This is a genomic window from Streptomyces yamdrokensis (assembly GCF_053890455.1).
Window position 1 is genome coordinate 6,451,166 of sequence record NZ_CM132679.1, and the last position, 16,947, is coordinate 6,468,112.

Here is a 16,947-nt window from a genome sequence, read left to right on the forward strand (position 1 = left end):
GCCGGCAGTCCACGCCGGAATGAGGGCCGTGTGATGAGCTGGATCAGTGGGCCGTTGATGGCCTTCGACCTGGAGACCACGGGTACCGACGTCGAGACTGACCGCATCGTGACGGCGGCGGTCGTGCAGCTGGATCCGGACGGAGCCGTCGCGGGGGAACGGACCTGGCTGCTCAATCCAGGAGTGGCGATATCAGAACAGGCATCGGCGATCCATGGCATCTCGACGGCCCATGCTCGCGAGCACGGGGCACCTGCCGCCTCCGCCATTGAGGAGATCGCGCAGGCCGTCGCCGAGGGGCTGCGTCTTGGGACGCCGCTGGTGGTGATGAACGCACGCTACGACCTGTCACTGCTGGACCGCGAGTGTCGGCGCCACGAGGTCGAGTCGGTCAGCGAGCGGCTGGGCAGTGTGCCTGCGCCCGTCATCGATCCGCTGGTGATCGACAAGCACGTCGACAAGTACCGGAAGGGCAAGCGGGCCCTCCACGCGTTGTGTGCTCACTACGGTGTGTCGCTCGATGACGCGCATAACGCGAGGGCCGATGCCGTGGCCGCCGCCCGCGTGGTGCGGCGCATGGGTGAGAAGCACCAGCCCGTCGGCCTGATGTCATTGGCGGATCTGCATGACCTTCAGGTGCGCGCGGCGGCTGAACAGTCGGTCTCTTTGCAGGCCTATCTGCGGCGGACCGTGGATCCGAAGGCAGTCGTCGAGCCGGCCTGGCCGCTCATTCCCCGGAGGCGATGACCACGCGGGTCAGCCCTCCTCGGGTGCGAGAGCCTGGAGGCGAAAGAGGGTGATCCGACGCCGTGGAAGGCCGACGTCCACAATCTTCACGGTGCGGGTGCGGCTGCGTCTTCCCGTTCGGATACAAGGTTTCGGAACTCGTCCACAACCTCGGGGCAGCGGTACGCACTGGCCCTGCTGACGCCCGCTTCGACCGCCAGGGAGACGACGGTGAGCGAACCGTCACTACGCACGGGTTCTCCCTTGAGCAGGCGTTCACCGGCTGCGCCGAGTACGGCGTCGCTCCCGACTCCGCGCACGACGCGGCGGCCGACGCCCCCGCCGCCGCCCGGCCGGCCCGCGCGATAGCCGGCCGCCACCCGAAGGTCGCGGCGCTCGGTCCGGCGGAGCCGCACCGCCGCCAGACCGAGTGGTACGCGCAATGGGCGGCGGACTTCCAGAGCTTCCCGCGCCGCAAGGGCGACGCCACCGTCACGATCGACGGGACCTGGCCCCTGCGCGAGCCCGCGGGCGAGCGGGTCTGACCGGGACCCGGATCAGGGCCGGGACCAAGGGCCGGATCAGGCCCGGGTCAGAAGGGGTACCAGCGGACCGTCGGGTCGCCGTCGCGGAGGGACGCCACGCGGCGTTCGAACTCGGCCAGGGCCTTCGGGTTGCTCGGGGCGTGCTGGGCGACCCAGGCGCAGCTGGCCGTCTCCCGCGCGCCGCGCAGCACCGCACAGCCCTCCCACTCGCGCACGTCCCAGCCGTAGGTCCCGGTGAAGGACGCGTACGCCTGCGCAGGCAGCCCGTAGCGGTCGTGGGAGAGGGCCATGACCACCAGGTCGTGCTCGCGCAGATCCGCGGAGAAGGTCTCCAGGTCGACCAGGACCGGCCCGTCCGGCCCGACGTGCACGTTCCGGGGCAGCGCGTCCCCGTGGACCGGCCCCGGTGGCAGGTGGGGCCTCAGGGTCGTGGCGGCCGCCACGAAACCGTCACGCCGCTCGCGCAGATACGCCGCGTCCCCGGGGTCGATCGCCTCGCCCGCGAGCCGCAGCCAGCGTTCCACGCCGCCCAGCAGATCGCGGGGCGGCAGCCCGAAGGCGGGAGCGGGAAGGGCGTGGACCACCCGCAGCAACGCGGCCAGATCCCCGGGTTCGGCGGGCCGCACCGGCGCGGGCAGCCGGTGCCAGACCGTCACCGGGTGGCCCTCGACGAGCAGTGCCTGCGGCCGTGCCGCCCGCACCGCCGGCACGTTCTCCTCGGCGAGCCACAGCGCGATCGCCATCTCCCGGCGGGCGCGCTCCAGCAGGCCGCCGTCGCGGCCCACCTTGACGACCAGGTCGCCCCGGGCGAACACCGCGTTCTCGCCCAGGGCGAGCAGCCGCGCGTCCCCGGCGGCCGCGCGCCCCGGCAGTACGCCCGCCGCCGCCAGGACGTCCCGCGCCCGTGCCTCGTCCATCCGCCCGCCTCCGTGGCTGTACCTGTACCTGCGCTCGTGTTCATGCCGGCGTTCGTGCGTGTGCCGTCGCCCAGTGTCCCATTCGCACAGGTCGACGCCGTGTGCGGTGTCCGGCGCCGGTCTGCGGGCGGACCGCCACGAGGGGGCGAGGGTGTTGCGGCGTACCCGTATTCGATTGCACGAGACGTATCGTCTCGCCTAGGGTGCGGGGCATGACCAGTCCCGCTCACATCGCCATGTTCTCCATCGCCGCCCACGGCCACGTGAACCCGAGCCTCGAGGTGGTCCGCGAGCTGGTGGCGCGCGGCCACCGGGTGACGTACGCCATCCCGCCGGTCTTCGCGGACAAGGTCGCCGTGACCGGAGCCGAGGTCAAGCCCTGGAACTCCACACTTCCCTCGCCCGACGACGACCCGGAGGCGTGGGGCAGCACGCTCCTGGACAACGTGGAGCCGTTCCTCGACGACGCGATCCAGGCACTCCCGCAGCTGATCGAGGCGTACGAGGGGGACACCCCCGACCTGGTGCTGCACGACATCACCTCGTACCCGGCGCGGGTGCTCGGCCACCGCTGGGGTGTGCCCGTGGTCTCCCTCTCACCGAACCTCGTCGCCTGGGAGGGGTACGAGAAGGAGATCGGCGAGCCGATGTGGGAGGAGCCGCTCAGGACCGAGCGCGGCCAGGCCTACTACGCCCGCTTCCACGCCTGGCTGGAGGAGAACGGGATCACCACGCACCCCGACCCGTTCGTGAGCCGGCCGGCGCGCTCCCTCGTCCTGATCCCGAAGGTGCTGCAGCCGAACGCCGACCGGGTCGACGAGAGCGTGTACAGCTTCGTCGGTGCCTGCCAGGGCGACCGCGGCGCGGAGGGGGAGTGGCAACGGCCGGCCGGCGCGGAGCAGGTCGTCCTGGTGTCCCTCGGCTCGTCGTTCACCAAGCAGCCCGGCTTCTACCGGGAGTGCCTCAAGGCGTTCGGTGACCTGCCCGGATGGCACCTGGTGCTCCAGATCGGCAAGCACGTCGACCCCGCGGAACTGGGTGACCCGCCGGCGAACGTCGAGGTGCGGTCCTGGGTGCCGCAGCTCGCGGTCCTCAAGCAGGCCGACCTGTTCGTCACCCACGCGGGCGCGGGCGGCAGCCAGGAAGGGCTGGCCACGGCCACGCCGATGATCGCCGTACCGCAGGCCGTGGACCAGTTCGGCAACGCGGACATGCTCCAGGCCCTCGGCGTCGCCCGGCACGTCCCGACGGGGGAGGCCACCGCCGAAACCCTTCGCACGGCGGCCCTCGACCTCGCCGGCGACCCGGGGGTCGCCCGGCGGCTCAAGGAGATCCAGGCGGACATGGCCCAGGAGGGCGGCACCCGCAGGGCTGCCGACCTCGTCGAGGCGGAGCTGCCCCGGCGGAGCTGACGGACCCGGAGCGGGGAAGGGACCCGGCGACCAGCCGGGCCCCTTCGCCGCTCCCACCGCGGCCGCGGATCAGACCCGCACCCGCTCGCCCTCGCCGGCGCCGTGGCCCGTGTCCGTACCCCTGCCGGAGCCCTGGTCCACGCCGCCCTTCGCCAGCGGCGCGCCCGCCGCGGCCTCCGGTGACTCGTCGTGGGTCAGGTCGGGCATCCTGTGCAGCCACTTCGGCAGGTACCAGTTGCGCTCGCCGAGCAGCGCCATCACCGCCGGGAGCAGCACGCCCCGGATGATCGTCGCGTCGATGAGCACCGCCGCCGCCAGGCCCACACCCCTCTGCTTCATGGACTGCATGGACAGCGTCCCGACGGGCACGGCCGTCGCGCCCACTCCCACGGGGCACGACGGCCGTCCTATCGTGTGCGGATGGCGACGACATACGCGGCACTGCTGCGCGGCATCAACGTGGGCGGCAGCAGAAAGGTCCCCATGGCCGATCTGCGCGCCCTGATGGAGGGCCTCGGCCACGACGCGGTCCGCACCCATCTCCAGAGCGGTCAGGCCGTGTTCACCACCGGCAGCGACAGGCCGGGGGGCGAGGGCGCGGACACCGCCGGGGAGCCGGCCGAGGACGTGCTGGCCGCCGGACTCGCCGACGCCGTCGAGCGCCACTTCGGCTTCGCCGTCGACGTGATCGTGCGCGACCACGCCTATCTGCGGGCGGTCGTCGACGACTGCCCGTTCCCGGCCGCCGAGTTGGCGCCCAAGCAGCTGCACGTCACCTACTTCTCCGCCGCCGTCGACGCCGACCGCTTCGCGGACATCGACCGGGCAGCCCACCTGCCCGAGGAGTTCCGCCTCGGCGAGCGCGCCCTGTACCTGTACGCCCCGGACGGCCTGGGCCGCTCCAGGCTCGCCGAGCGCCTGGCCAGACCCCGCACCACCCGGGGCGTCGTCGCCACCACCCGCAACTGGAACACCGTCGTCAAGCTCGTGGAGCTCACCCGTGACTGACCCGTACACCGCCGCCGACGCGGCCATCGAGGCCGAACTGAAACTCCTCGACCCCGAGGTGCGCCGCTCGCCCGAACGCGTCGGAGGGCTGCTCCATCCGGAGTTCACGGAGATCGGCGCGTCCGGACGGGTCTGGGACCGCGACGCGATCATCGCGCTGCTCGCCGGCGAACGCGATTCGGGGGAGCCCACCGGCACCGTCTCCCGGATGAAGGCCGTGCAGCTGGCCCCCGACACCGTTCATCTCACCTTCGACACGGACCACAACGGCCGGTGCGCCCACCGCAGTTCCCTGTGGCGTCGCACCGGCCGGAAATGGCTGCTCTACTTCCACCAGGGGACGCTGTACGACCCGGACGCGGTGACCGGCGGCTGAGCCCCGCCCCCCCGCCGGCCCCAAGGCCTTCAGGCCCCCACCGCCCTCATCGTCTCCGCCAGCGCCGGTGTCCGTGCCGCGTCGTACCGCTGCAGCAGCACCCGCGCCACCTCCGGCGCCGGGCCGAGGACGTCCGCCAGGACGTCCGCCAGGGCCGCGCCCCGTGCGATGCGGTCCGGGAGGAAGCCCGGGGCCAGCACGTACGGGGCCACGGCGACGCGCTCGCAGCCGAGGGCGCGCAGTTCGCGTACCGCGTCCTCGGTGCGGGGCAGGGACGCGGAGGCGAACGCAGGCCGCACGGCGCACCAACCGGTGTGCCGCCACTCCCGCGCGATTTCTGCGATCACTGCGATCGCCTCCGGGTCGGTGGACCCCGCCGAGGCCAGGACGACCCCGGTCGAGGACTTGTCGGCGGGCGTCAGGCCCGCCTCGTACAGCCGGCGCTCCAGTGCGGCGTGGAGCAGGGGGGACGGCCCCAGGACGTCCGCCTGACGGACGCGCAGCCGCGCGTCCGCGTCGGCGAGGACCGCCGGGATGTCCGCCTTGGCGTGGAAGGCGCGGGTCAGCAGCAGCGGGAGGGCCACCACGTCGCGCACACCCTCCGCCGCGAGGGAGTCCAGCACCGCCGGTACGGAGGGGACGTTGAAATCGAGGAAGCCGGTCTCCACCCGCAGCTCCGGCCGCAGCGACCGCACCCGCCGCACCAGGGCGTGCACGGTCGCCGCGTGCCGCGGGTCGCGGCTGCCGTGGGCGATGACGAGAAGAACCGGACGGCGCATGATCGGATCAGTCCTTCCCCAGCAGGCCGCGGCTGCGCAGCACCCACCGCTCCAGCGGACTGAAGATGAGCAGGTCGATGGCGATACCGACGGTCAGGATCAACAGGATCGCCTCGAACACCATGGCCATGTCGCTCGCGTTGCGGCCGTTCTCCAGCAGCTGCCCGAGGCCGATGCCGAGATCGGGGAACGACGCGATGATCTCCGCGGCCATCAGCGAACGCCAGGAGAACGCCCAGCCCTGCTTCAGACCCGCCACATAGCCGGGCAGCGCGGCCGGCAGCACGATGTGCCAGGTGCCCTTCAGTCCCGTCGCGCCCAGCGTGCGGCCGGCCCGCAGGAACAGCGGCGGCACCTGACTGACGCCGGAGACCAGGCCGTTGGCGATCGAGGGGACCGCGCCGAGCAGGATCACCGCGTACATCATCTGGTTGTTCAGGCCCAGCCAGATCACCGCCGGCGGCACCCACGCCACCGACGGCAGGGACTGCAGCCCGGACAGGATCGGGCCGATCGCCGCGCGCACGAACCTCACCCGCGCCACCAGCAGTCCCAGCGGCGTACCGATCAGCAGCGCGAAGAAGAAGCCGAGCAGACCGCGCGAGACGCTGGTCCAGATGTAGCCGAGCAGCTCGCCCTGGAGCCACGCGTCCCGCACGACGCCCCACACGGCGCCCGGCGAGGGAAGCTTGGTCGGATCGTCGACGATCCTGAAGGAGACCAGTGCCTGCCACACGGCCAGCACCAGGGCGACGGCGAGGACGGGCGGCAGGATCTTCTGGACGAAGGTCTGACGCCAGGGCCTGCGGGTCTGCTGCCTCGTCTCCAGCGCGTCGAGGCCCGCCTCGAGACCGGCGAGGTCGTTCGTGTCCGTCCCGCCCGGCCCGCCCGGCCCGTCCTTCGCGGTTGTCTCAGTGCTGGCCATGACGGCGGATCTCCCCACGGAGTTGCTCGGTGATCTCGACGGACAGTTCCGCGACCGCGGTGTCCTCGATACGGCGCGGGTGCTCGATGTCCACCGTCCACTCACGGGCGATCCGGCCGGGCCGGGACGACAGCAGCACCACCCGCTGCGCGAGCCGGACGGCCTCGCGCACGTTGTGCGTGACGAACAGGACGGACAACCGGCCCGCGGCGGAGCCGCTGGTGTTCGCGGTGCGCCAGATCCGGGTCAGCTCGTCGTGCAGCACGTCCCGGGTGATGGCGTCCAGTGCCGCGAACGGCTCGTCCATCAGCAGCAGCTTGCTCTCCTGGGCGAGCGCGCGGGCCAGCGCGACCCGCTGGCGCATACCGCCGGACAGTTCGTGCACCCGCTTGCCGTGGGAGCCCCCCAGCCGGACCAGCTCCAGCAGCTCCTCGGCCCGGCCGCGCCGCTCCGCCTTAGGGACGCCCCGCAGCTTCAGGGCGAGTTCGATGTTCTTGCCCGCGGTCAGCCACGGGAACAGCGCGTGCTCCTGGAACATCAGCGCCGGGCGGCCGTCCGTGCTGATCGCGCCGGCACTGGGCGCGTCGAGGCCCGCGACCAGGTTGAGCAGCGTGGACTTGCCGCACCCCGAAGCCCCCAGCAGGGTGACGAACTCACCGGGCGCGACATCGAGCGTGATGTCGTCCAGCACGAGCTGCTGCCCGGCCGGGCCCGCGAACGACTTCGAGACATGCTCGATCCGGGCGGCGTGGGTGACCGCCTCGGTGCCGTCGGCGGCCTTGGCGAGGGTCGTGGCCATGGTCGTCACCTCCTGGGACGTTTCTTCGGGTTCCGGGATCAGCTGGTGCCGAGACCGGCGTCGTCGACGGCGGGTGCGCCCTCGGCCACGAGGACCTCGTTGAGGAGTTCCAGGTCGTAGATGCCCTTCAGGGCGGGCCGTTCGAGCAGGCCCGCGTTCACGGCGTGCTCCGCCTGGGTGCCGAGGGTGGCGGCCAGCGGATCGTCGGTGAAGCGGATCGACTCCCACGCCGGGTCCAGGACGTCGGCGGGCAGTGCCTTGCCGGAGTCGGCCGCCAGCTGCTCGTTGGCGGCGGCCTTGGCCTCGTCCGGGTGCTCGTTGATCCACCGGTTGGTGGAGACCGACGCCTCGAGCACCGCCTCGACGGCCTTCGGGTGCTTCTCCAGGAACTCCTGGCGCACGACCAGGTTCGTGATGACGAACTCCTCGTCCGGCCACAGGGAGGCCTCGTCCAGCAGGACCTTCCCGCCCTCGGCGACCAGCTTCGACGCGGTGGGCTCCGGCACCCACGCGCCGTCGACCGACCCGGCCGCGAAGGCGTCCGGGGTGACCTTGTTGTCGCTGCGGACGACCGTGACATCGCCCCTGCCGCTCTGCGCGTCGACCGTCCAGCCCTGCTCGGCGGCCCAGTTGAGGAACGCCACGTCCTGCGTGTTGCCGAGCTGCGGGGTCGCTATCCGCTTGCCCTCGACGTCCTCCAGGGACTTCACCCGGTCCGGGTTCACCACGAGCTTCACCCCACCGGACGCCGAACCGCCGATGATCCGCAGGCTCTTGCCCTGCGACTTCGCCCAGCCGTTCACCGCCGGGGACGGCCCCATCCAGGCGAGGTCGACGGAACCGGAGTTGAGCGCCTCGATCGCGGACGGCCCCGCGTTGAACACCGCGTACCGTGCCTCGGTCGCGCCGAGCTCCTTCTGGAAGAAGCCCTTCTGCTTGCCCACCAGCGCGGTCCCGTGGGTCAGATTGCCGAAGTGGCCGATCCTCACCGCGTCGAGACCGTCGGTCTTTCGCGCCCCGGCGGCTATCTCGGCGCCGGGGTTCTCCTTGGCCCGGGAGCCGTAGCCGCAGCCGGCCAGGGAGAGCAGGACGACCAGCGTGGCCGTCACGGCGAACGCGCGGCGCGCAATGGCGGGGAAGGCGGACACGGGAGGTGTTCCTCTCGGTGGCTCGGCTCTCACGTACTCGGCTGGTCGTACTCAGCCGGCCGTGGCCGGGGGATCGGCGGGTTTTCGGCGGTGGCGGCGGTGGGCCAGGGCAGCGCGCGAACGGTGCGCGCGCTCCCGGTGCGCCGGGAGCGTCACCCGCATCGAGCGACCCCGCCCTGCCCGCTGCCCAACTGCCCGCCGCCGATCCGGCCGCCCTCCTTGGCGAAGGTGGCGAAGACGTCGGTGGCGAGGACATCGGTCGGTTCACAGGCCGGGACAGGGAAATGACGCATCGTCAGAAGTCCCATCCGTCGTCCTCGGCCACGTCCTTGACCGGGTCCGGGGCGGCGAAGGACTCGCCGGCCATGCCCGCCGTGAGCGTGGTGCCGTCGCTCGGGTCGATCAGGATGAACGAACCGGTGCGCCGCGAGTCCGCGTACGAGTCGGCCGGCAGCGGCTCGGCGGTACGGATCTTCACCCGGCCGATGTCGTTGGCGACCAGCGTGCCGGGGTGCGGATGCAGCGACAGGTCGTCCAGCGTCAACCGGGCCGGGATGTCCTTCACGACGGCCTTGACCGTCCGGGTGCCGTGCTTGAGCAGCACCCGGTGGCCGACCGTCAGAGGCTGGTCGGCGACATGGCAGACGGTGGCCTCGACGTCCTGCGTGGTGGCCGGCGCGTCCTTGCTCGGGACGAGCAGGTCGCCGCGGGAGATGTCGATGTCGTCCGCCAGCAGCAGCGTCACCGACTGCGGCGTCCAGGCCGCCTCCACGGGCGTGCCCAGCAGGTCGATCCCGGTGACCGTCGTGGTCCGGCCGGACGGCAGCACGGTCACCTCGTCGCCGACGTGGAACGTGCCCGCGGCGATCTGGCCGGCGTACCCGCGGTAGTCCGGGTGCTCGGCGCTCTGCGGCCGGATCACGTACTGCACGGGCAGCCGGGCGTGGCAGTGCGCCAGGTCGTGACTGACCGGCACCGTCTCCAGGTGCTCCAGCACCGTCGGGCCGCCGTACCAGTCCATGTGCGCCGACGGCTCCACCACGTTGTCGCCGACGAGTGCCGAGATCGGGATCGCGGTGACCTCCGGGACGCCCAGCTCGGTCGCGTACGCCGTGAACTCCTCGGCGATCCGCGCGAACACGGCCTCCTCGTAGTCCACCAGGTCCATCTTGTTGACGGCGAGGACGGCATGGGGCACGCGCAGCAGGGCGGCGATGGCCGCGTGCCGCCGGGTCTGCTCGACCACGCCGTTGCGGGCGTCGACGAGGATGACGGTCAGCTCCGCGGTGGAGGCACCGGTGACCATGTTGCGGGTGTACTGCACGTGGCCCGGCGTGTCGGCGAGGATGAACCGGCGTCGCGGCGTGGCGAAGTAGCGGTACGCCACGTCGATGGTGATGCCCTGTTCCCGCTCGGCCCGCAGCCCGTCGGTGAGCAGGGCGAGGTCGGGAGCCTCCTGGCCGCGGCTCGCCGACACCCGCTCCACGGCCTCCAGCTGGTCGGTGAGGACCGACTTGGAGTCGTGCAGCAGCCGGCCCACCAGGGTGGACTTGCCGTCGTCGACGGAACCGGCGGTGGCGAACCGCAGCAGGGTGGTCTCCGCGAGCGCCTCGCTCGTGATCGTGCTCATGTCTAGAAGTACCCCTCGCGCTTGCGGTCTTCCATCGCGGCCTCGGAGAGCTTGTCGTCGGCGCGGGTCGCCCCGCGCTCGGTCAGCCGGGAGGCGGCGATCTCGGTGATCACCTTCTCGATGGTGTCGGCCCCGGAGTCGACCGCGCCGGTGCAGGACATGTCGCCCACCGTCCGGTAGCGGACGAGCCGCTTCTCGACACTCTCGCCGTCCTTCGGGCCGCCCCACTCGCCGGCGGTCAGCCACATGCCGCCCCGCCGGAACACCTCACGGTGGTGGGCGTAGTAGATCTCCGGCAGTTCGATGTTCTCGCGGGCGATGTACTGCCACACGTCCAGCTCGGTCCAGTTGGACAGCGGGAAGACCCGGACGTGCTCACCGGGTGCGTGCCGGCCGTTGTAGAGGTTCCACAACTCGGGCCGCTGGCGGCGCGGGTCCCACTGGGAGAACTCGTCGCGCAGCGAGAACACCCGCTCCTTCGCGCGGGCCTTCTCCTCGTCCCGCCGGCCGCCGCCGAACACGGCGTCGAACTTCTCGGAGGCGATCTTCTCGGTGAGCGGCACCGTCTGCAGCGGGTTGCGCGTGCCGTCGGGGCGCTCGCGCAGCACACCGCGGTCGATGTAGTCCTGGACGGAGGCGACGTGCAGCCGCAGCCCGTGCCGGGCGACCGCGCGGTCGCGGTAGTCGAGGACCTCGGGGAAGTTGTGCCCGGTGTCGACGTGCAGCAGCGAGAACGGGACCGGCGCCGGCGCGAAGGCCTTCAGCGCCAGGTGCAGCATCAGGATGGAGTCCTTGCCGCCGGAGAACAGGATCACCGGGTTCTCGAACTCGCCCGCCACCTCGCGGAAGATGTGCACCGCCTCCGACTCAAGGGCGTCGAGGTGGGAGAGGGCGTACGGGCCGGCCGCACCGCCGGTGCCCTCGTCACCGGTCGTGACCGTGGCCACGGTTGTCATGCCAGTCCCCTTTCGCTCAGCAGGGCGTGCACCGCCGCGGCGGATTCCCGGACGGTCTGGTGTTGCGACTCGATGCGCAGATCGGGAGAGACGGGAGCCTCGTACGGGTCGTCCACGCCGGTCAGCCCGGTGAGCTCGCCCGCGGCCTGCTTCGCGTACAGGCCCTTCACGTCACGTACGGAGCACACCTCGAGGGGGGTCGCCACATGCACCTCGACGTACGACGTGCCGTTCGCCTCGTGCCGCCCCCGGACCGCGTCCCGGCTGTCCGCGTACGGCGCGATGACCGGGACGAGCGCGGTGACGCCGTTGCGGGCGAGCAGTTCGGCGACGAACCCGATGCGCTGCACGTTGGTGTGCCGGTCCTCGCGGCTGAAGCCGAGGCCCGCGGAGAGGAACTCGCGGATCTCGTCGCCGTCGAGCAGCTCGGCCCGGCGGCCCTGCTCGCGCAGCCGGGCGGCCAGTTCGCGGGCGATGGTGGTCTTGCCTGCGCTCGGCAGACCTGTGAGCCAGACGGTGGCTCCGGTCGTCACGTCGGTCTCCTGGTTCGTAGAGGGCGCGGTCATGGTCAGCCGTGCAGTCCGCACTCGGTCTTGGAACGGCCCGCCCAGCGGCCGGCGCGCGCGTCCTCGCCCTCCAGCACCCGACGGGTGCAGGGCCTGCAGCCCACGGAGGCATAGCCGTCCATGAGCAGCGGGTTGGTGAGCACGCCGTGCTCGGCGACGTAGGCGTCCACGTCGTCCTGGGTCCAGCGGGCGATGGGGGAGATCTTCACTTTCCGCCGCTTCTCGTCCCAGCCGACGACCGGGGTGTTCGCCCGGGTCAAGGACTCCTCGCGGCGCAGCCCGGTCGCCCAGGCCAGGTATCCCCGCAGGCCCTCCTCCAGCGGCCGCACCTTGCGGAGAGCGCAGCACAGGTCGGGGTCGCGGTCGTGCAGCTTCGGCCCGTACTCGGCGTCCTGCTCGGCGACGGTCTGCCGCGGGGTGAGCGTGATGACGTTGACGTCCATCACGGCCTGAACGGCGTCCCGGGTGCCGATGGTCTCCTCGAAGTGGTAGCCGGTGTCGAGGAACACCACGTCCACGCCGGGCAGGGCACGGGAGGCGAGATGGGCGACCACCGCGTCCTCCATGGAGGAGGTCACGCAGAAGCGCCCGCCGAAGGTCCCGGCGGCCCAGCGGAGGATCTCCAGCGCGGAGGCGTCCTCCAGATCGCGGCCCGCCTGCTCGGCCAGCGCCCTCAACTCGTCCGTGGTGCGCTCTTCCTGAACCGCGGTCATATTCGGTCCCCTCCTGTGTCCGGTCCCGTGTCCGGCCGGTCGAGTCCCTGGGCGAGCAGTCCGAGGAACTTCAGCCGGAAGGCCCGGTTGCACGCCCCGCACTCCCAGGCCCCTCCCCCGAGCTCTCGGCTTCGCTCGAGCAGGGGGGACTCCCCGCCCTCCTCACTGGGGCGCAGGTCCTCGTCGCCGCAGTACGGGCAGTAGAACGGCGCGGCCCGCTCGCTCACGACAGGGCCTCCGCATCCGCGCGGGCCGCCCATGTGGCGAACCGCTCGCCGTCCTCGCGCTCCGCCTCGAAACGCTTCAGGACCCGCTCGATGTAGTCCGGCAGTTCGTCCGAGGTGACCTTCAGGCCGCGCACCTTGCGGCCGAAGGACGGGTCCAGGCCGAGCGCGCCGCCCAGGTGCACCTGGTAGCCGCTGACCTGCCGGCCCTCGGCGTCGGTGACCAGCTGCCCCTTGAGACCGATGTCCGCGGTCTGGATACGGGCGCAGGCGTTCGGGCAGCCGTTGATGTTGATGGTGAGCGGCTCCCCGAAGTCGGGCAGCCGGCGCTCCAGCTCGTCGATGAGGTCGCTGCCGCGCTCCTTGGTCTCCACGATGGCGAGCTTGCAGAACTCGATGCCGGTGCAGGCCATCGTGCCGCGCCGGAAGGTCGACGGCCTGACCCGCAGGTCCAGCGACTCCAGGGCTTCGACGAGCGAGTCCACCCGGTCCTGCGGCACGTCCAGGACGATCATCTTCTGCTCGACCGTGGTGGACACCCGACCCGAGCCGTGGTCCTCGGCCAGTGCGGCGACCTTGGTGAGCAGCGAGCCGTCCATCCGGCCCACCCGCGGCGCGAAACCGACGTAGAACCGGCCGTCCTTCTGGCGGTGCGCCCCGATGTGGTCGCGCCACTGCTGCGCGGGCATCACGGGCGCCGGACCGTCGGCCAGCCTGCGGCCCAGGTAGTCGTCCTCCAGGACCTGGCGGAACTTCTCCGGCCCCCAGTCGGCGACCAGGAACTTCAGCCGCGCCCGGTTGCGCAGCCGCCGGTACCCGTGGTCGCGGAAGATGGAGATGACGCCCTCCCACACGTCGGGCACGTCCGCCTCGGGCACCCAGGCGCCCAGCCGCACCCCGAACTTGGGGTTGGTCGACAGACCGCCGCCGACCCACAGGTCGAAGCCGGGACCGTGCTCGGGATGGACCACGCCGACGAAGGACACGTCGTTGATCTCGTGGGCGACGTCCATCAGCGGGGAGCCGGAGACGGCCGTCTTGAACTTGCGCGGCAGGTTGGAGAAGCGCGGGTCGCCGATGTAACGGCGGGCGATCTCCGCCAGCGCCGCCGAGCCGTCGATGATCTCGTCCTCGGCGACCCCGGCGACGGGGGAGCCGAGCATGCCGCGCGGGGTGTCGCCGCAGGCCTCCGTGGTGGACAGGCCGACCGACTCGAGCCGCTCCCAGATCGCGGGCACGTCCTCGATGCGGATCCAGTGGTACTGGATGTTCTGCCGGTCGGTGATGTCCGCGGTGCCGCGGGCGTAGGTCTCGGCGATCTCGCCGATCACGCGCAGCTGCTCGGTGGTGAGCCGTCCGCCGGTGAGCCGGACCCGCATCATGAAGTACTGGTCCTCGAGCTCCTCGGGCTCCAGCACACCGGTACGGCCGCCGTCGATCCCGGGGCGGCGCTGTGTGTACAGGCCCCACCAGCGCAGCCGGCCGCGCAGGTCGTTGGGGTCGATCGAGTCGAAGCCCCGCTTCGAGTAGATCGTCTCAACACGTGTCCGTACGTTGAGACCGTCGTCGTCCTTCTTGAACTGCTCGTTGCCGTTGAGCGGAGTGAAGTGCCCCGCGGCCCACTGGCCCTCTCCGCGGTGACGGCTCACCTTGCGGCGGGGGGTCGCGGCGGCAGGGTTCTGCGGGCTGGCGGCCATGGTTGACACGTCCTTCGGGACAGACGGGGATACGGCTCTGACCTGCGCATGACGGTGCAGGGGTACGCGGCGCGTCATTGCGCGGGAGTTCGGTGAAGCGAGGATGAATCGGACGGAACCGTGCGGTACCGATCAGGGCGGACCGGAGCGGAGCGGACCGAAGGAGGACTGCCGGGTGCTGCTGAACGTGCTCTCAGCGCGCCGGACAGATGGCGCTGGACATGCGGCCGAGGTCGACGTGCCGCCGACTCACCAAGGCGATTTCTGTTCCAGGCATGACGGAAGCGTGGCACGGAGATCTGGACACAGTCCAGCTTCGTCCGCGATGCGGACGCCTTCGTCTCGACATGAGAGACGATGGTGGTTTTGGTCACAAGCGGCGCGGACGGTCTTGTCCGCGCAGCTCAGGAGGGGTACGTGCCGCGGGGCGCGTGCGGGGGGTGAATGACGGGGTGCGGCGGGGGAGTGACGGAGGGGCCGACGGAGGGAGCGGTGCTCAGGCCGGGTGCGCTCCCGGCCACGGGCCCGGGGTGGCGACCTCGGGCTCGTCCTCGACCACGGTGTCGAACAGCCGGAATCCCCGACGCCGGTAATTGTCCATCGCGTGCTCGCCGTCCTTGCTGCACGTGTGCAGCCAGACCCGCGCGGTCGGCTTGCGGCCGGGCCACCGCTCTGCCAGATCCCAGGCCCGCGCGGCGCCGTACGACAGGAGGTGCCCGCCGATGCGCCGGCCCCGGAAGGCGGGGACCAGCCCGAAGTAGACGATCTCCACGACCCCGTCGTCCTGCGCCTGGAGCTCCACGTACCCCGCGGGCGTCCCCCGCTCGTACGCCACCCAGGTCTCCGTGCCGGGCCGGTCCAGGTGCTCCAGCCACCGCGCGTAGGTCCAGCCCAGCCGGTCGGTCCAGCGGATGTCACCGCCGACCGACGCGTACAGGAAGCGGCTGAACTCAGGGGACGGCACCTCGGCGCGCACGACCCGTACGTCCCCCTCCGGCACGGCGGCCGGCCGGAGATCGGTGGGCGCGGTCTGCTCCAGGGACCAGGTGGTCACGGCGATGGTCGTCATGCCGGAAAGGGAACCACCCGGTGCGGACACCTGTCGAATGCCCGGTTCGCGCGGTGCGGGCAGCGGCAGGCCCCTGGCCGGGTTCAGCGGCCGGGATCAGTCCAGCGAGCCGTCGACTGAGGTCAGGGGCAGGGCGAAGAGCATGCGGCCGGACTGGGACCACACCTCGCCGGTCTCCTGCCAGTAGGACAGGGACGCCGACGTGCCGCTCCAGCAGCGGTGCGTCTCGTCCGCCCCGCACCGGGTGGGCCGGGCCCCCTCCGTGTCCTGTCGCCACAGCGTCCCGCGCTCGTCCGACGTCCCGGTCACCCGGCCCAGGTACCAGCCCGACCCGTACGACAGCACGCTGCGCACATGGGTCAGCTCCGTCTCGTACGCCGCGGCCGGATCCACCTTCAGCAGCGGGTCCGTGGCCAGCAGCCCCGCGCGGGCCTCGTCGTCGTCGAACGCGTACCGCCACAGCCGGGTCGGCCCGTCGTGGTCCTCGGCGACCGCCTCGTGCGCGACCAGGCTGTCCGGCGCCGTGCTGCGGTCCAGGGAGATGCCGCCCGGCTGCGGGGCGGCCGCGTCGGCCGTCCGGTAGGCGGCGACGGCGGGCAGCACGTACCGCGCCCCGGCCGCCGACCAGCCGCCGGGCACCCGCCCGACCGTCGAACCGCCCACGGTGGCCCGCTGGACGCGGTCCACGTCGTACACGTACAGCGCGCTGCCGTCCCCCCGCCCCGCGGTGACCAGCAGCTTGTCCTGGTACCAGACCATGCCCGTCACGGGGGAGACCAGCCCGCGGTAGTCCTGCCCCCCGGCGACCGGGACGGCGAGCTGCGCCCAGGTGTAACGGAGGTCGTCGGGGTCACCGGCGTCGATGAACGCGACCCGCGCGAGCCCCTGCCCCGCGCCCGCCACGGCCGGGTCCTGCGCCGCGGTGCCGTCCGCCTCGGTGCCGCCCTGGCTCCAGGCGGAGAGCACCACCCGGTCCGGGCCCCAGTGGCCGTCGTCGTCCGCGTCCCCGGACGTGCTGACGGCGCCGGGACGCCAGCCCTCGACGTCGGCGCCGTCCCAGCAGTACGCGCGCGTGGCGGCGGGCTCCAGAGGCAGCCCGCGCCGGTCCACGTCCGTACAGGATTCCGCGTCGCGCAGGGAACCGTCGGTGTCGTCGAGCACGGTCCGGACGCCGACGGGCCGCCCCATCTCGGAGGAGAGCCGGTCGAGCCACTCCGGTGGCACACGGGTCTCGGACAGCCGCAGTGGCGCGGTCTCGGCGGCCCTGGTGAGCGGCTTCAGCGCCCCGGGGTCGTCGGCGTCGGTGGCCTGCGACGTGCTGATCATGGTGGCCGCCGCGGTGAGCGCGAGCGCGGTTCCGGCCAGCGTCGCCCGCAGCGCCCTGCCCCGCCTGCGCCGGCGGTGTCTGCCGCGATGCTTCATAACGTCCTCCCGGGGCGAGCCAACTGCGTCCGGCG

General features: G+C 72.1%; 18 protein-coding genes and 3 pseudogenes. 5 read left to right on the forward strand and 16 right to left on the reverse strand.

The genetic code is table 11. The annotated features are described in order from the left end of the window. Positions 1 to 33 precede the first annotated feature (33 nt). Positions 34 to 747 (forward strand): 3'-5' exonuclease, encoded by a 714-nt coding sequence (locus ACWZEH_RS28495; RefSeq protein ID WP_456193935.1) that lies wholly within the window; start codon positions 34 to 36, stop codon positions 745 to 747. Positions 748 to 1,010: 263 nt separating this feature from the next. After that, a pseudogene (locus tag ACWZEH_RS28500) lies at positions 1,011 to 1,271 on the forward strand (3'-5' exonuclease); the annotation flags it as partial. A gap of 47 nt (positions 1,272 to 1,318) precedes the next feature. On the opposite strand, the gene ACWZEH_RS28505 reads toward ACWZEH_RS28500, so the two are convergent. Continuing rightward, entirely contained in the window at positions 1,319 to 2,188 is an 870-nt protein-coding gene (locus ACWZEH_RS28505; RefSeq protein WP_456193936.1) for a phosphotransferase enzyme family protein, read from the reverse strand. Between the two features lie 154 nt (positions 2,189 to 2,342). Here ACWZEH_RS28505 and mgt point away from each other — a divergent pair. Continuing rightward, a pseudogene (mgt, locus tag ACWZEH_RS28510) lies at positions 2,343 to 3,600 on the forward strand (macrolide-inactivating glycosyltransferase). A 69-nt stretch (positions 3,601 to 3,669) separates the two neighbouring features. Here the strand turns inward: mgt and ACWZEH_RS28515 are convergent. After that, positions 3,670 to 3,960, reverse strand: a pseudogene (locus tag ACWZEH_RS28515) (MMPL family transporter); the annotation flags it as partial. A 60-nt stretch (positions 3,961 to 4,020) separates the two neighbouring features. Between ACWZEH_RS28515 and ACWZEH_RS28520 the strand changes: the two are divergent. Together ACWZEH_RS28520 and ACWZEH_RS28525 are read left to right on the forward strand one after the other, a co-directional pair. Then, complete coding sequence (locus tag ACWZEH_RS28520) at positions 4,021 to 4,608, forward strand: DUF1697 domain-containing protein (RefSeq protein WP_456193937.1); 588 nt, start codon at positions 4,021 to 4,023, stop codon at positions 4,606 to 4,608. After that, entirely contained in the window at positions 4,601 to 4,984 is a 384-nt protein-coding gene (locus tag ACWZEH_RS28525) for a nuclear transport factor 2 family protein (RefSeq protein WP_456193938.1), read from the forward strand. Before ACWZEH_RS28520 ends, ACWZEH_RS28525 begins: the two co-directional genes overlap by 8 nt. A gap of 29 nt (positions 4,985 to 5,013) precedes the next feature. On the opposite strand, the gene ACWZEH_RS28530 is transcribed toward ACWZEH_RS28525, so the two are convergent. The 14 genes from ACWZEH_RS28530 to ACWZEH_RS28595 form a co-directional block, all read right to left on the reverse strand. Then, positions 5,014 to 5,763, reverse strand: coding sequence for a sirohydrochlorin chelatase (locus ACWZEH_RS28530; RefSeq protein ID WP_456193939.1), 750 nt, complete (start codon positions 5,761 to 5,763; stop codon positions 5,014 to 5,016). A gap of 7 nt (positions 5,764 to 5,770) precedes the next feature. Then, positions 5,771 to 6,688, reverse strand: a complete 918-nt coding sequence (locus ACWZEH_RS28535) for an ABC transporter permease (RefSeq protein ID WP_456193940.1) — start codon at positions 6,686 to 6,688, stop codon at positions 5,771 to 5,773. Next, a complete protein-coding gene (locus tag ACWZEH_RS28540; RefSeq protein WP_456193941.1) occupies positions 6,675 to 7,487 on the reverse strand; it encodes an ABC transporter ATP-binding protein in 813 nt (270 codons plus the stop codon). Before ACWZEH_RS28540 ends, ACWZEH_RS28535 begins: the two co-directional genes overlap by 14 nt. Positions 7,488 to 7,525: 38 nt before the next feature. Continuing rightward, entirely contained in the window at positions 7,526 to 8,635 is a 1,110-nt protein-coding gene (locus tag ACWZEH_RS28545) for an aliphatic sulfonate ABC transporter substrate-binding protein (RefSeq protein ID WP_456193942.1), read from the reverse strand. A 152-nt stretch (positions 8,636 to 8,787) separates the two neighbouring features. Beyond that, positions 8,788 to 8,943 (reverse strand): hypothetical protein, encoded by a 156-nt coding sequence (locus tag ACWZEH_RS28550; RefSeq protein ID WP_456193943.1) that lies wholly within the window; start codon positions 8,941 to 8,943, stop codon positions 8,788 to 8,790. Further along, positions 8,931 to 10,265 (reverse strand): sulfate adenylyltransferase subunit 1, encoded by a 1,335-nt coding sequence (locus tag ACWZEH_RS28555; RefSeq protein ID WP_456193944.1) that lies wholly within the window; start codon positions 10,263 to 10,265, stop codon positions 8,931 to 8,933. The genes ACWZEH_RS28550 and ACWZEH_RS28555 overlap by 13 nt, the downstream gene beginning before the upstream one ends. A gap of 2 nt (positions 10,266 to 10,267) precedes the next feature. Further along, on the reverse strand, positions 10,268 to 11,221 hold the full coding sequence (cysD, locus tag ACWZEH_RS28560) for a sulfate adenylyltransferase subunit CysD (protein WP_456193945.1): 954 nt from the start codon (positions 11,219 to 11,221) through the stop codon (positions 10,268 to 10,270). Next, positions 11,218 to 11,754: an adenylyl-sulfate kinase gene (gene cysC / locus ACWZEH_RS28565; protein ID WP_456193946.1), complete on the reverse strand. Its 537-nt coding sequence runs from the start codon at positions 11,752 to 11,754 to the stop codon at positions 11,218 to 11,220. The genes cysD and cysC overlap by 4 nt, the downstream gene beginning before the upstream one ends. Before the next feature lie 35 nt (positions 11,755 to 11,789). Continuing rightward, complete coding sequence (locus tag ACWZEH_RS28570) at positions 11,790 to 12,500, reverse strand: phosphoadenylyl-sulfate reductase (RefSeq protein WP_456193947.1); 711 nt, start codon at positions 12,498 to 12,500, stop codon at positions 11,790 to 11,792. After that, the gene (locus tag ACWZEH_RS28575; protein WP_456193948.1) at positions 12,497 to 12,727 is read right to left on the reverse strand and encodes a hypothetical protein; all 231 of its coding nucleotides are present in this window, start codon (positions 12,725 to 12,727) and stop codon (positions 12,497 to 12,499) included. The genes ACWZEH_RS28570 and ACWZEH_RS28575 overlap by 4 nt, the downstream gene beginning before the upstream one ends. Further along, positions 12,724 to 14,421: a nitrite/sulfite reductase gene (locus ACWZEH_RS28580; RefSeq protein WP_456193949.1), complete on the reverse strand. Its 1,698-nt coding sequence runs from the start codon at positions 14,419 to 14,421 to the stop codon at positions 12,724 to 12,726. Before ACWZEH_RS28580 ends, ACWZEH_RS28575 begins: the two co-directional genes overlap by 4 nt. A 193-nt stretch (positions 14,422 to 14,614) precedes the next feature. Further along, complete coding sequence (locus tag ACWZEH_RS28585) at positions 14,615 to 14,770, reverse strand: putative leader peptide (protein WP_456193950.1); 156 nt, start codon at positions 14,768 to 14,770, stop codon at positions 14,615 to 14,617. A gap of 147 nt (positions 14,771 to 14,917) precedes the next feature. Further along, positions 14,918 to 15,490 carry a GNAT family N-acetyltransferase gene (locus ACWZEH_RS28590; RefSeq protein WP_456193951.1) on the reverse strand — a complete coding sequence of 191 codons (573 nt, stop codon included), beginning with the start codon at positions 15,488 to 15,490 and terminating at the stop codon, positions 14,918 to 14,920. A 96-nt stretch (positions 15,491 to 15,586) separates the two neighbouring features. After that, positions 15,587 to 16,912 (reverse strand): hypothetical protein, encoded by a 1,326-nt coding sequence (locus tag ACWZEH_RS28595; protein ID WP_456193952.1) that lies wholly within the window; start codon positions 16,910 to 16,912, stop codon positions 15,587 to 15,589. Positions 16,913 to 16,947: the final 35 nt, after the last annotated feature.

What these genes read in the sequence shown, in the direction of transcription:
- ACWZEH_RS28530 (WP_456193939.1), bottom strand. Translation starts at nt 5,763, where the DNA reads ATGCGCCGTCCGGTTCTTCTCGTCATCGCCCACGGCAGCCGCGACCCG.
- ACWZEH_RS28505 (WP_456193936.1), bottom strand. Translation starts at nt 2,188, where the DNA reads ATGGACGAGGCACGGGCGCGGGACGTCCTGGCGGCGGCGGGCGTACTG.
- ACWZEH_RS28550 (WP_456193943.1), bottom strand. Translation starts at nt 8,943, where the DNA reads ATGGGACTTCTGACGATGCGTCATTTCCCTGTCCCGGCCTGTGAACCG.
- ACWZEH_RS28595 (WP_456193952.1), bottom strand. Translation starts at nt 16,912, where the DNA reads ATGAAGCATCGCGGCAGACACCGCCGGCGCAGGCGGGGCAGGGCGCTG.
- ACWZEH_RS28540 (WP_456193941.1), bottom strand. Translation starts at nt 7,487, where the DNA reads ATGGCCACGACCCTCGCCAAGGCCGCCGACGGCACCGAGGCGGTCACC.
- ACWZEH_RS28555 (WP_456193944.1), bottom strand. Translation starts at nt 10,265, where the DNA reads ATGAGCACGATCACGAGCGAGGCGCTCGCGGAGACCACCCTGCTGCGG.
- ACWZEH_RS28495 (WP_456193935.1), top strand. Translation starts at nt 34, where the DNA reads ATGAGCTGGATCAGTGGGCCGTTGATGGCCTTCGACCTGGAGACCACG.
- ACWZEH_RS28520 (WP_456193937.1), top strand. Translation starts at nt 4,021, where the DNA reads ATGGCGACGACATACGCGGCACTGCTGCGCGGCATCAACGTGGGCGGC.
- cysD (WP_456193945.1), bottom strand. Translation starts at nt 11,221, where the DNA reads ATGACAACCGTGGCCACGGTCACGACCGGTGACGAGGGCACCGGCGGT.
- ACWZEH_RS28580 (WP_456193949.1), bottom strand. Translation starts at nt 14,421, where the DNA reads ATGGCCGCCAGCCCGCAGAACCCTGCCGCCGCGACCCCCCGCCGCAAG.
- ACWZEH_RS28570 (WP_456193947.1), bottom strand. Translation starts at nt 12,500, where the DNA reads ATGACCGCGGTTCAGGAAGAGCGCACCACGGACGAGTTGAGGGCGCTG.
- ACWZEH_RS28535 (WP_456193940.1), bottom strand. Translation starts at nt 6,688, where the DNA reads ATGGCCAGCACTGAGACAACCGCGAAGGACGGGCCGGGCGGGCCGGGC.
- ACWZEH_RS28585 (WP_456193950.1), bottom strand. Translation starts at nt 14,770, where the DNA reads ATGTCGAGACGAAGGCGTCCGCATCGCGGACGAAGCTGGACTGTGTCC.
- ACWZEH_RS28590 (WP_456193951.1), bottom strand. Translation starts at nt 15,490, where the DNA reads ATGACGACCATCGCCGTGACCACCTGGTCCCTGGAGCAGACCGCGCCC.